This window comes from Legionella longbeachae (assembly GCF_004283175.1).
Taxonomy (GTDB): Bacteria; Pseudomonadota; Gammaproteobacteria; order Legionellales; family Legionellaceae; genus Legionella; species Legionella longbeachae.
Window position 1 is genome coordinate 292,248 of sequence record NZ_RXNW01000001.1, and the last position, 12,643, is coordinate 304,890.

Consider the following 12,643-nt stretch of genomic DNA (forward strand, 5'->3'; position numbering starts at 1 on the left):
CTGTTTCTCCAGGAAAAGAGGAGTAAGCCCAGGTCTTTTTTTACTGGTTGACCAAGGGTGATTACTTAACAAAGTTCCTCTCCAATAAAACTCTCATTTCTTTAATTGTTTTTTGTAACTGACGGATTTCATCATTTTTTATTTTTACAATTTCTTCAGTTTTTCTTAAATGTTGCAAAGCAAGATTTTCCAATTGCATTCGAAGCTCAATAATTGTTTTTTCTAATTGATTAATCACTTGATGTTGCTTCATGCGCTCGTGTTCAATTTCTTTTTTTGCTTCCAAATCGATAGTTTCCAATCTCAAACGTAACTCAATAATCGTTTCTTTAAGATTTCTGCATTCACTTTCTAGCTTGAGCAAGGACATTGTTATTCTCCTAGAAGGCATCATATAAATCTAATTTCATCATCTTCAATCCAGGCATTAAGGAAATTAGCCATTACCATTGTGTAGCAAGGCGATTTTCTTAATATCAAGTATAAAGGGATGAGCATTCCGTGGTATCTTGCTGTTTCAGCTAATATTTTACATTTGCAATAATTTAACTTCATTTAATACTATTAAGTTTTTCACTATTGGCCGTAGTTTAAAACAGTTATTTTGTACCGCTCATATTCTAAAAGTGTGGTTCATAAGCTTGGCATCGTCAAACCAAATAGATTAATAACTAATCAAAAAGTTTTAAAAAAAATCGAATACCACAGCTCTTCTATAATGCTATTTTAATCCTACTATTTTTATAGTAGGATCTACTAAAAAAATAGTAGAGTGCATGCATTTTATTTTCCGGAGAAAAAATGTCCCCAAAAAAAGAATCACAAACTTTCGTTCATGATCGTCTTCTTACCGAGGTGGAACTTGAATTAATGAATATTATTTGGAGTCTAAACAAGGTAACGATTAAAGAGGTTGTGTCGCATTTATCCAAAGAAAGACCTTTAGCATATACCACTGTAGCAACAGTAGTAAAAGTTCTTGAACAAAAGGGATTTTTGGAATGTCAAAAAAATTCTTATGCCCATATTTTTGTCCCTATTGTTGCAAAGGCTGAGTATGAAAGCAGGTGTATTGATCATATGGTTACTAATGTTTTTGATGGTGAGCCAGTAGCACTTGTGCAGCGACTTTTAATGGCCAAAAAGTTACAGGATAATGACATTTACGCTATAGAAGAAGCGTTGAAACAATTAATTACTGCCGAAAAACAAACAGAGGAGCAGTAATGTTATTTATTGAAATCTTTTTGAGCATCCATTGCTTACTTTGGGTTAGTTCATGGATCATCGGAACCAGTTGGTTAATGAATCAACCTTCTTTTAAACTTAAACTGGGACGATTTTTATTAGTAAGTTGCGTCGTTTCTCCTTTAATTGTTCAATGTATGAACCCAACGCAAAAAATGGAGCGATTTAACTATATATCATTGGATGCGGTGCAAGAATACGTGACGCGACCTATATTAAAGGGAGAGTCATCAGAGAGTATTCAAGAGTTAGCATCGGCTTTTACAATAAGCAACCTGAATTATCTCCAATTATTTTCGATAATATTTTGTTTGTTAATTTTGGGCCGGGGGTATCGCTTATGTTTAGGTTTGTATCACTTGAAATCAATGATTGCCGAGGCAATACCATATCGAGCATCCGGTAACCTGGTTATTAAAGTCTCTCAGCACTGCCATATTCCTTTTTCAGTATTTTTATTGAATAAAGCTTATATTGTATTGCCAGTATCTTTATTTTCTTCTGCTAAAAATGTACAGATTGCGATCGCTCATGAAGGACAACACCATCGTAATGGAGATTGCTTATGGGCATATTTTATTGAGATCTTATCCATTATTTTCATTGCAAATCCGGGAATTACCCGATGGCGCAGGGTTTTATGCGAATTACAAGAATTTTCATGTGATGAAGTATTGGTTGGCCGCCCAAAAATTTCACCCTATGACTATGGCCACTGTCTGTTTGATGTAGTGCAGACAGTATCTCAATGTTCTTTGTCATCTAACCGAAAAATTGCATGCACGGTGGGTATGGCCGGCAAACAAAACGAAGACTGTACTTTTATCATAAGGAGAATTTCAATGTTATCGTCTTATCCTCGCCATGCATCTCGATCTTTATTAGGAGGAATAGTATTTGCAGGGTTTTCTATTTTAGCGCCTATATGTGTTGCTTATGCAGCAGCAGGCTCTTTGACCACTAAGGCAAAGGCAGTGGATACTTCTCATTTAGATCCTAAAATGCAAAAAATTGCAATGAAAGAAATTAATGAAGCTGTTAAACGATATCACGCTAAATCTGGCGTTATTGCTATAGCTGATCCAAGGACTGGCACTATTATTGCGTTTGCTGAATCAAGCAATAATAAAAATAAAAGTTGGAAATCTCGTGTTTTCTCACCCGGGTCAACTATAAAACCATTTATTGCAGCCGCAGCTATTGATACAGGAGTAAGTACTGAAACAAAGAGTTACGATTGTCAATCACCTTATTATGTAGAAGGTAAAAAATTTACCAACTATAATCCTAATGTGAATTCTGCTTCATTGACAGAGGCAATTCAGAAATCGATTAATATTTGTCTTATCAAAGTTTCTCAAGAAGCTGGCGCTCCAGTAATCCGTAAGAAACTCACTGAATTTGGGTTTGATGTAGACAGTTGGTGGCAGACGAATCAAAATGATGACTTACAATTAGCCATGGCGTCACTTGGTGAAAATATCCCCGTCACTATTGAATCGTTGACAAAATCCTACGCTATTCTTGCTAATAATGGATACCCGTTTAATAAAGCTAATACCCCAGTGGTTTCGGAAACGACCAGAAAATCGATCAATCGCATGCTTGAAAAGGCTGTTGTTAATGGTACCGGAAAATTTGCTGCGATCCCTGGTATTGCTGTAGCCGGGAAGACAGGAACAGTAATCGAAAATAATGAGAGGTATCTTGCCTTGTTTGCTGGATATGTCCCTGCTGATTCACCTCGTTATGCCATGGTAGTTGTCATTGAAGAAGGCCATTTGGATAACAAAGGTGAACTATTGGCTTCTGGTGGCGAATTGGCAGCTCCTGTATTTCATAATGTCGCGATAAACAGTCTGAAATAGTATGGATCAATAAGCTATTTATGGATACGGTATTATTGCTGTATCCATATCCCTATCAATTGAAAATGATGTTGGAATTGTTATGAAAAAATTAAGTTTACTTCTAAGTATGACACTATTATTTTGCGCTAATGCTTGGGCTCAAAAAAACTGCTTTTTAGCAAGGGAAAATCAAACTGTATTAAAACACGAAGGGAATGATTGCGATCAACGCTATACTCCTCAATCAACTTTTAAAATCGCCTTGAGCCTCATGGGCTTTGATTCAGGAATATTAAAGGATGCTTTGCATCCTGAATGGCCCTACAAAAAAGAGTATGAACTTTATCTCAATGTATGGAAATATCCCCACAATCCACACACATGGATGAGAGATTCATGTGTGTGGTATTCCCAAGTACTCACGCAACAATTAGGTATGAAGCGATTTAAGCAATATGTTGATGCCTTTCATTATGGTAATGAGGATGTTTCAGGTGACAAAGGCAAGAATAATGGATTAACCCACGCTTGGCTTTCAAGTTCGCTTGCTATCTCACCAACCGAACAGATGCAATTTCTGCAAAAAATGGTCACTAAAAAACTACCAGTGAGTAAAAGGGCTTTTGAGATGACCAAGGATATTTTGTACATCCAGGAGTTAGCCGGTGGCTGGAAACTTTATGGAAAAACTGGGACTGGTGAACAACGACCAAAAGGCAAAAATCATAAAAGTCCTTTAAGACAGGGGTGGTTTGTGGGGTGGATTGAAAAAGATAACCGCAAAGTTACCTTTGTCAGCCATATCACAGACTGCAAAGAGAGTTTTGCGGGTCTAAAAGCGCGCAATGAAGCATTGATTCAATTATTTTACCTGATTAATGAATTAGAAAAATGATTCATGAGAGTTCCAAATAAAAAGTGCTAAAAAATGCTTGACCCTATTGTTGCTATATACCTTAACTTTGTACTTAAGGAGGGAATATGATGACTCAATGGTTCGTAAAAGATTTAAGCAAATTAACTGGCGTTTCAGTGCAGACACTACATCATTATGATCGTATAGGTCTACTTACGCCCTCGTTGCGACGTGCTAATGGGTATCGTGTTTACTCTGAGAAGGATTTATTGAAATTACAACAGATTATTGCTTTGAAGTTTTTTGGTTTTGAGTTGTCACAAATTAAAACCTTACTTATTGAGGAAAAAAGCGCGCTCAAACATTTTAACAGTCAAGTTCAAGTGCTAGAGCAAAAAGCAGCTGTTTTACTTGATGGGGCGAAGACTTTAAGAAGCATTATTGATTCTGTTGATGCCAATCAATCCATTCCATGGGAAACCATTATTCAATTGATAGAAGTGTATAAAATGACAGAGCATATGGAACATAATTGGGTTAAAGAAATATTTACTCCAGATGAGTTAAAGCAGTATGCAGAATTTGAAAAAGAACTCAAAGTGAATACAACGCTTGAGCAAAAAAAAGCTTTTGAAAACAGTTGGCATCAGCTAGTGGAGGCGGTCAAAAATAATCTGGAACAAGATCCTGGTTCAGCGTTAGGTATTGAGTTAGGAAAAAAGATTATGGATTGGGTGAATGGAGTATATGGTACAAAATATGCCCATTTAAGAACCAAGAAATTCGAAAAGGGGTTTGGAGAAGGAAAAGGTCTTGATGAGGTTGGATTGACACCAGAAATTGTATCATGGATGGATAAAGCGATGGATGCTTACTGGAGAGACCGAATTTATGGAATTCTTGAGCAAATAGGGAAGAAACCTTCTTCAACCATATCTGCTCTGTGGCATGAAATGCTTGTGGATATGTATGGTGAAGAAAATTCACGCAAAAATGCCATATACGAAATTGCTTTAAATGATGATAAAGTGAGTACTCAGGCAAAAGCCTGGCTAAAAAATATTTTAGACTCTTAAATTATGGGTTTTTGATCAGAAAGCGAATCATTACTCTGGTTCGTTTATGCTCAGTAACACTGCATTGGCTTTAAGGAACTTGCATACGTCCGCACTCAAACAAACAGGCGCCAATAGATTGTAAGTTGGCGCCTATGCCTGCAGTGTTATTTCCATAACGGTTACAGAATGGTCTTTAAATTTATCCAGTCCAATTCTGCGCCAGCCAAGACGCGTGTAATAGTCGGGGATAGTTGGATCAAAAGCAAAAAGATAGAGATTTTTAAAACCTAAAGTGAGTGCTTTCTCTTTAGTTTTATCAATAAGTTGTCTGGCGATACCTTGCTTTTGGAACGCTTTAGAAACCACTAAAGAGCCGAGCCATGGTGTTAATTCAGGACGGATACCATCATTGACTCGTAACGAGCACATGCCAACAGGCTTTTGATCCTCAAAAGCAACGAAGGTAATTGGTAATTGTTCTGTGTTTAAATGGTTGTGTAAATTATCTTCTACACGCGAAACAGGTACATCAGGGATCCAAATTTGCCCGAGTTCTTCATGCCAAATTCTGGCAAGCTCTGGAATACTGTCTGAATGATGTTTTAGGTAAGCTATTGTTCTCATGATAAGGCCTGTTGCTTGGATGTTTTCTCATTAAATTAATATTGAAAGGGTAGTGAAGTTCTTATCCAAAATATTCAAGTAAAAAAGTGAAGAAGATAAAAAAAAGTCCCAGAATTAAATAAAATAAAAATTGATCTTGAATGAGTTTTTGTTCTTTTTCTTTGGGCCGAAGCATATTAAACGCAATGAAAAGAAAGACGATGCCTGTTGCTATGCATATAAGTTGTACTATTAAAAATAGGGATATAGACATTTGTAATTCTCAATAAACTTCGCAATTAGTGATTAATTTTTAGTAATATATCGCCATGTGAATTTTATAATATTAAATTATTTAAATTAATTATTCTATTTTAAATTCAATAAAATTCATGATAAAAAACCGTAATATAATTAATGCTTTGCTTGGAAAACTAAACATATGTTAAAGGGCTTAAAAGTAATTGATCTGAGTTCGGTTCTTGCCGGCCCATCTGTAGCTACTTTTTTTGCTGAGTTAGGTGCTTCTGTAGTTAAAATCGAACATCCAATCCATAAAGATGTTACTCGAACATGGAAGCTCCCGGATGAGGATCCTAACTCTGAAATTTCAGCTTATTTTGCAAGTGTCAATTTTGGGAAAGAGTACCTATTTTTAGATCTTACAAAAGAAGAAGATTATCTCAATTTTCTTAATCTTATTTTCGAAGCCGATATTTTAATAATGAATTTTAAAAAAGGAGATGATATAAAGCTGCGGCTACAAGACGAGCTTCTTCTTGGCATTAACCCACGCCTCATCATTGGAAAAATAAATGGTTATGGCGATGACAGTGATCGCGTAGCCTATGATCTTGTACTTCAAGGTGAATGTGATTTTATGGCCATGAATGGTACTTATGATAGCGGTCCAGTTAAGATGCCGGTCGCCCTAATCGATGTGCTTGCTGCCCATCATTTGAAAGAAGCTATTCTTCTTGCACTCTATGCGCGAGAAAAAAACGGGAATGGTAAAGTAGTTACTGTTTCTCTTTATGATGCAGCTATTAGTAGTCTCATGAATCAAGCATCCAATTACTTAATGAGGGGACAGATACCAAAACGTATCGGTTCCCTACATCCAAACATTGCCCCATATGGTGAATTGTTCCGTACCGCAGATGGAGCTCATATAGTCTTTGCAATCGGATCTGATCGGCATTTCAAAAAGTTATGTACGGTTCTGGGGCTCTTAGAGCTTCCGGAAAAAGAAGAGTTTAGCAGCAATCAAAATAGAGTAAAAAATCGAGAGCGACTTGCTTCACTCATTGCGGCACAAACAGAGAAGTTGCAAAGCGAGAAACTTCTCGAAGTTTTACACAGTGAACATATTCCAGCAGGAAAAATTATGGATCTTAAAGAGGTTTTTGATAATGAACGTGCAAAAGCACTCATCCGAGAAGAGTGCATTAGTGATATTCCTACAGCACGTGTCGCATCTTATATTTTTAAATAGTGAGTTATTGAGGTTGTATGTCAGTTTGGAATGCAAAATAGGGTGACTGGAGGGAGTAGGATTTATTGACGAAAACAAAAATATGAGCATCAACAGATACTATTAATTTGAGTAAGAGAATATATAATCGATTTTATTATAGTTATTTTCAAGCAAAGTGATGATGGTTAAGTTTCATGAGTTTCACCAGGTAGAGCATCATTTTTTTTCCTTGATTAGTGATGTTCAAACTGATTATGGTCAAATGATTGCATTCGCTACGGGAGTGCCTACTTCGCATTTGAATCCTGTCATTGTGAAGGAAATAGACGAGCAATTTTTAAAAAGTTTATTTCGGTGTCATTCTTTCTATTTCCCAAAGCAATTACCCTGGTCTTTAGTACTTCCAGAGTATTTGTATCAACCTGAATTGGAAAAGCCTTTGCAATCGCTTCATTTTGCGTACACTGAAAAAGGGGTTGCTATGGAGGCTTTAATCGATTCGATGGTATTTCCAAAGTTTGAGTCCTCGTTAGTGATTAAAGAAATGGTTAGTGATTTAAGTGTCTGGAGCCTTCCATTGCTTTATGGTTTTGAATCAACAATGGAGATAACTGATGCTTATAGAAAAAAACATGAGCTTGCAGCTGCCTCCAGTGCAAAATTATATCATTTTTCAGGTTTTATAGAAGATGAAGCTGTTTGCTCTCTTTCTTTATCTTTATGTGGTCAGCACGCACGCATTGATGATCTTGCTACAATTCCAGCATATCAAAAGAAGGGTTATGCAACACAACTTATCCGTGCTGCAATAGATTTTGCTAAAAGACAGCATATAACCAAGTGCTTTTTAGAAGCTTCGGTAACAGGATTAAGTATCTATCAAAAAATTGGGTTTAAAGAATTGTTCATTAATCGTTATTACGAGCAGATACCACTTCAACTTGAAACACCAAGAATGATCTTACGTTTAATCAATGAAACGGATCTTGAGAACATTGCTGAGCTTAATATGGATGCAGAGGTAAGAAAATTTTTCCCTGATGGTGTCCAAACCCCGCAGCAAACGAAACGAAGAATCAAAGAGTTTATGGCTTTTTACCGCGATTATGGGCTTCCATGCTTTGTGATCTGGAATAAACTAACCCAGGAGTTTATGGGGCGATGCGGTTTTGGTCCCCTGGAAACGGGAGAAATCGAAGTAGGTTATTTGCTCGCCCGCAAGTTTTGGGGGAAGGGATATGCTTCTGAAGCATTGAGTGCCTTACTTAATTGGAGCAGGCATCACATTGATTCGGAGTATATTATTGCATTTGCACCTTTAGAACATAAAGCGTCCCAACGGGTAATGGAGAAATGTAATATGGTTTATTATAAGGTTGATTTAGGGCATGGAATTATGAGTAAATTTTATCGCATCAATAACAAATGACTTTAAAATCAAATGTTGTGTCAAAGAGTCAGCAGTGATTAATAATTTTGGAATACAACATTGACAAAAATTATCATTTTAAATTAAAATAATAATTGTATTTTTTTTACCCACAAGAAGGTAGGTTAAAGCGTCATGAAAATTACATCTTAAGAGCGCCCATTTATAGGGCAAAGTGAACGAAGTCATTTTGACTTTCTGTTTTTTTATTGTCCTGAAAGACATGCTTAAGAGTAAATCATGCACCATAAACCGATTCAATTTAAAGACCTAAGTCTTATATATCCACACAAAACCTGTTTTGAATCCTTTAGTAACCAAGTTCATTTTGGTGAGCGCATTACACTTATTGGTCGTAATGGAGCAGGGAAATCAACATTATTAAAAATGCTTTGCGGTCAATGTTTGCCTTCTAAAGGCGACATTAATGTGCCTGATGATGTTCATGTTGGATATTTACCGCAAGTGATTGAATGTTTTCCAACCTTGAGTGGGGGGCAAAAGCTAAACCAGTTATTGACTAAAATTTTATCCGAAAACGCTAATGTGCTCTTGTTAGATGAACCCACAAATCATCTGGATCATCGCAATCGTCGCTCTTTAATGCGCATGCTGGAGCATTACCCTGGAACACTCATTATTGCTTCTCATGATACGGAGTTAATCAATACCGTCACAGATACCCTATGGCATATTGATTCAGGAAAAATCACTATTTTTAAAGGTAATTATGCGGATTATCAACGCTTGCTTGCTAAGCGAAAAATATCCATAGCTCAAGAGTTAGCAAAACTTGCGCGACAAAAGAAAGAAACACATCGTGCTTTAATGAAAGAACAAGAGCGTACCAAGCGTTCACGCATTCAAGGTGAGAAGAAAATAGCCCAACGCAAATGGCCAACAATTCGTTCTCATACCAAATTAGATAAATCTATTACGACCGGAGATAAAAGGTTAAGGCATATTAACCATAAAAAACACCAGTTGTTAGAGGAACGTTCCGCTCTCTATCAACCTGAGGTGATCATACCCAGATTTAAATTAAACGGTTGGGGGCACCATAAGCCCCTGATTAAAATTCAAGATGCGTCTATTCGTTATGAGAATAAGAACTTGATTTTGGATGATATTCACTTTCATCTTAGGGGCTGTGAACGGGTTGCATTGTATGGAGATAATGCATCAGGTAAATCAACTTTTGTTAAAGCGATATTGGGGGCTCCTAAAATTAAAAGGACGGGTGAATGGATTGTGACCGACGGCACAGCTATAGGATATCTTGATCAACATAATCAGCATTTGAATTCTGAAGAAACCGTATTAGATTTGCTGCGATGCAAAATGCCACATGCTTCTCATTCTGAAATTCGTGCCTATTTGAATGATTTTTTATTTCGAAAAAATGAAGAAGTAGGTATAAAAGTCAAAAATCTTTCAGGAGGTGAAAAGGCTAGGCTTTCTTTGGCATTAATTGCTGCAAGTCCTCCTAAACTACTTATTTTAGATGAGATCACTAATAATGTAGATCTGGAAACACGCACCCACATTATTGAGGTATTAAATGAATTTCCAGGGGCAATGCTTGTCATATCCCACGATCATGATTTTTTAGAATCGATTCACATTGAAATCAAGTATCAGATTTATCAAGGGAAAATACATCATTTTAATGATGCACATAGAGGCAATAAAATATGAATACTCACTATTTACCGAATCATCTGAGCAGTTTTATTTGGCATTTTTTAAAACCCTATAAATCTGTAGTAATTCTATTTATTTTGGTTGCGCTATTGGCTGGATTTTGGGGGCCATTTAATAGCTTATTGATTAAATCGTTCATCAATACTTTGGCAGTAAAAACGGGTACGGACATGTCCTCTTTATATTGGATAGCCGGATTCCTGGTGTTGAATTTTATTGTTTTTGACAACGTGACCTGGCGCACACTTGGATTTTTAAACTATAAATACGAAGCACGTATTAAAAACCAAATTATTAGTCAAACTTTTGAGTATGTGTTGGGAGGAAGTACGCAATTTTTTCAAGATAATTTATCAGGGCGAATCGCCGATCAAATAAAAACACTTGCTGAGAATCTCGAGATTATTTTACATCGAGTGTCTGTGGATTTTCTTCGTGGCGCTTCACTGTTGATTGTGTCATTTATAACCGCTTATTCTGTGAATGCATGGTTCTTTTATATTTTATTATTTTGGTTCATTGCTTTTGCTTCATTTAGTATCTGGATGTCAGCACGGTTAGTCCAATTGTCTGATGACCATGCAAGTTCTGAATCCCAGCTATCTGGACAATTGGTAGATAGTTTGGCAAACCAGTCCAATGTACGTATTTTTTCACAAAAAAAATATGAAGTAGTGCGTATGAATCGCTTCTTTCATTTGGTGCAACAGGCGTTTCAAAAAAAAGAGTTATTTATTATTTTGTTATGCTGTGCACAAGGTGGAATGATCGCGGTCATGATGGGGTTTTCTTCTCTTGCTTTAATCGATTTGTATGGTAAAGGTCTTGTAAGTATCGGTGACTTTGCTTTGATTCTTGGATTGTCCATGGAGCTAGGCCATATGATGTGGTACACGATGTATCAAGTAGACCAGTTTAACCAAGCGCTGGGTAAGGCAAGACAAAGTTTAAAGGCATTAGTGATACCCCATGAAATAAATGATAAAAATGAGGCCGCTCAATTAATAGTGACTCAAGGAAAAATTGAGTTTTCCAGGGTTAAATTTCATTACCACGGTGGATATTCTCTTTTTCAAAATAAGTCAGTGACGATCGATGCAGGCCAGAAGGTGGGTTTGGTTGGGTATTCAGGAAGTGGCAAATCAACGTTTGTGAGTTTGATTTTACGACTTTATGATGTTGTTGACGGTCAAATCCTGATTGATGGCCAAAACATATCCGCAGTGACTCAAGAAAGCCTAAGGCGAACCATTGCAATGATTCCCCAAGACCCAACGCTTTTTCATCGAAGTTTAATGGATAACCTACGCTACGGAAGACTGGATGCTTCTGATGAAGAAGTGATTACCGCCTCAAAAAAAGCACATGCTCATGAGTTCATCAGTCTTTTGCCAGAAGGTTACGATACTTTGGTTGGCGAGCGTGGAATTAAGCTTTCAGGAGGCCAGCGCCAACGCATTGCAATTGCCCGGGCACTATTAAAAAATGCTCCAATTTTAATGTTAGATGAAGCCACTTCACAGCTTGATTCTATAACTGAGTCTAACATTCAGGAGAGTCTCTGGGAATTGATGCAGGGAAAAACAACTTTGGTCATTGCTCATCGTTTGTCAACCCTGCTCCATATGGATCGTATTTTAGTATTTGATAAGGGACATATTGTTGAAGACGGTACACATACTGAACTATTAAAGCTTGGGGGGTTATACAAAACCTTATGGGATGCTCAGGTAGGTGGTTTTTTGCCGGATAAAGAGGACGATGGTGGTAAAGAATCTTTAAGTAATGGTAGGAATAAGTAATTAAAGCAGGACTCGTAGTTCAGCATATGCAGGAGAGAGTAAAACATGTCAAACAAGCAAGAGCAACGGCTCATCGAAGTGCATCCTTATGATGCCAATTGGCCTATGCATTTTTTACAGGAAGCAGGGCAGATTAAAAAGGCTTTAGGTGATAATTGTGTTGAAATTAATCACATAGGCTCAACATCAGTATATGGTTTAGCTGCAAAGCCAGTGATCGATATGATTCCTGTTGTTTTGGATATTAACAAAGTGGATAGTGCCAATGCTGCTATGGAAATGCTTGGTTATGAAGCCAAAGGAGAATACGGTATTCCTTTTCGACGCTATTTCCAAAAAGGAGGTATTCAAAGAACGCACCACGCACATGTTTTTGAACTTGGTAATCCTGAAATTGAACGTCATTTAAAATTTAGGGATTGGATGAGAAAACATCCAGAGGATAGGGACGCTTATGCCAGTTTAAAACAAGACTTGGCACGCCAATATCCTAACGACATTAACGGCTATTGTTTGGGTAAAGAGGATTTTATTACAGCAATCGATAAAAAAGCAGGTTTTAATGGATTAAGAATGGTTAAGGCGTTAACAACACGTGAATGAGGAGCGGCACGCC

The 12,643-nt window shown here is 37.0% G+C and carries 11 protein-coding genes; 9 read left to right on the forward strand and 2 right to left on the reverse strand.

The genetic code is table 11. The annotated features are described in order from the left end of the window. Positions 1 to 61 precede the first annotated feature (61 nt). On the reverse strand, positions 62 to 370 hold the full coding sequence (locus EKG34_RS01155) for a hypothetical protein (RefSeq protein WP_003632095.1): 309 nt from the start codon (positions 368 to 370) through the stop codon (positions 62 to 64). 431 nt (positions 371 to 801) lie between these two features. On the opposite strand from EKG34_RS01155, the gene EKG34_RS01160 reads away from it, so the two are divergent. The 4 genes from EKG34_RS01160 (at position 802) to EKG34_RS01175 (ending at position 5,030) form a co-directional block, all read left to right on the forward strand. After that, a complete protein-coding gene (locus EKG34_RS01160) occupies positions 802 to 1,227 on the forward strand; it encodes a BlaI/MecI/CopY family transcriptional regulator (protein ID WP_003632093.1) in 426 nt (141 codons plus the stop codon). Continuing rightward, positions 1,227 to 3,116: a M56 family metallopeptidase gene (locus EKG34_RS01165; RefSeq protein WP_003632091.1), complete on the forward strand. Its 1,890-nt coding sequence runs from the start codon at positions 1,227 to 1,229 to the stop codon at positions 3,114 to 3,116. The genes EKG34_RS01160 and EKG34_RS01165 overlap by 1 nt, the downstream gene beginning before the upstream one ends. Before the next feature lie 82 nt (positions 3,117 to 3,198). Continuing rightward, entirely contained in the window at positions 3,199 to 3,993 is a 795-nt protein-coding gene (gene blaOXA, locus EKG34_RS01170) for a class D beta-lactamase (protein ID WP_012979006.1), read from the forward strand. 89 nt (positions 3,994 to 4,082) lie between these two features. After that, positions 4,083 to 5,030 (forward strand): MerR family transcriptional regulator, encoded by a 948-nt coding sequence (locus tag EKG34_RS01175; protein ID WP_012979007.1) that lies wholly within the window; start codon positions 4,083 to 4,085, stop codon positions 5,028 to 5,030. 132 nt (positions 5,031 to 5,162) lie between these two features. Here the strand turns inward: EKG34_RS01175 and EKG34_RS01180 are convergent, their stop codons facing one another. Further along, on the reverse strand, positions 5,163 to 5,636 hold the full coding sequence (locus EKG34_RS01180) for a GNAT family N-acetyltransferase (protein WP_003632088.1): 474 nt from the start codon (positions 5,634 to 5,636) through the stop codon (positions 5,163 to 5,165). A 421-nt stretch (positions 5,637 to 6,057) separates the two neighbouring features. Between EKG34_RS01180 and EKG34_RS01185 the strand changes: the two genes are divergently transcribed. The 5 genes from EKG34_RS01185 (at position 6,058) to EKG34_RS01205 (ending at position 12,630) form a co-directional block, all read left to right on the forward strand. Beyond that, on the forward strand, positions 6,058 to 7,110 hold the full coding sequence (locus EKG34_RS01185) for a CaiB/BaiF CoA transferase family protein (RefSeq protein ID WP_003632086.1): 1,053 nt from the start codon (positions 6,058 to 6,060) through the stop codon (positions 7,108 to 7,110). A gap of 160 nt (positions 7,111 to 7,270) precedes the next feature. Further along, positions 7,271 to 8,521, forward strand: coding sequence for a GNAT family N-acetyltransferase (locus EKG34_RS01190; protein ID WP_003632085.1), 1,251 nt, complete (start codon positions 7,271 to 7,273; stop codon positions 8,519 to 8,521). Between the two features lie 240 nt (positions 8,522 to 8,761). Next, a complete protein-coding gene (locus tag EKG34_RS01195) occupies positions 8,762 to 10,219 on the forward strand; it encodes an ABC-F family ATP-binding cassette domain-containing protein (protein WP_003632084.1) in 1,458 nt (485 codons plus the stop codon). Next, on the forward strand, positions 10,216 to 12,027 hold the full coding sequence (locus tag EKG34_RS01200) for an ABC transporter ATP-binding protein (RefSeq protein WP_003632083.1): 1,812 nt from the start codon (positions 10,216 to 10,218) through the stop codon (positions 12,025 to 12,027). Before EKG34_RS01195 ends, EKG34_RS01200 begins: the two co-directional genes overlap by 4 nt. Before the next feature lie 45 nt (positions 12,028 to 12,072). Next, a complete protein-coding gene (locus EKG34_RS01205; protein ID WP_003632082.1) occupies positions 12,073 to 12,630 on the forward strand; it encodes a GrpB family protein in 558 nt (185 codons plus the stop codon). The last annotated feature ends 13 nt before the right edge of the window (positions 12,631 to 12,643 follow it).

Excerpts from the sequence above, each read along its gene's own strand:
- EKG34_RS01205 (WP_003632082.1), top strand. The coding sequence starts at position 12,073 with ATGTCAAACAAGCAAGAGCAACGGCTCATCGAAGTGCATCCTTATGAT.
- EKG34_RS01165 (WP_003632091.1), top strand. The coding sequence starts at position 1,227 with ATGTTATTTATTGAAATCTTTTTGAGCATCCATTGCTTACTTTGGGTT.
- blaOXA (WP_012979006.1), top strand. The coding sequence starts at position 3,199 with ATGAAAAAATTAAGTTTACTTCTAAGTATGACACTATTATTTTGCGCT.
- EKG34_RS01155 (WP_003632095.1), bottom strand. The coding sequence starts at position 370 with ATGTCCTTGCTCAAGCTAGAAAGTGAATGCAGAAATCTTAAAGAAACG.
- EKG34_RS01200 (WP_003632083.1), top strand. The coding sequence starts at position 10,216 with ATGAATACTCACTATTTACCGAATCATCTGAGCAGTTTTATTTGGCAT.
- EKG34_RS01185 (WP_003632086.1), top strand. The coding sequence starts at position 6,058 with ATGTTAAAGGGCTTAAAAGTAATTGATCTGAGTTCGGTTCTTGCCGGC.
- EKG34_RS01175 (WP_012979007.1), top strand. The coding sequence starts at position 4,083 with ATGACTCAATGGTTCGTAAAAGATTTAAGCAAATTAACTGGCGTTTCA.
- EKG34_RS01190 (WP_003632085.1), top strand. The coding sequence starts at position 7,271 with ATGATGGTTAAGTTTCATGAGTTTCACCAGGTAGAGCATCATTTTTTT.
- EKG34_RS01180 (WP_003632088.1), bottom strand. The coding sequence starts at position 5,636 with ATGAGAACAATAGCTTACCTAAAACATCATTCAGACAGTATTCCAGAG.
- EKG34_RS01195 (WP_003632084.1), top strand. The coding sequence starts at position 8,762 with ATGCACCATAAACCGATTCAATTTAAAGACCTAAGTCTTATATATCCA.
- EKG34_RS01160 (WP_003632093.1), top strand. The coding sequence starts at position 802 with ATGTCCCCAAAAAAAGAATCACAAACTTTCGTTCATGATCGTCTTCTT.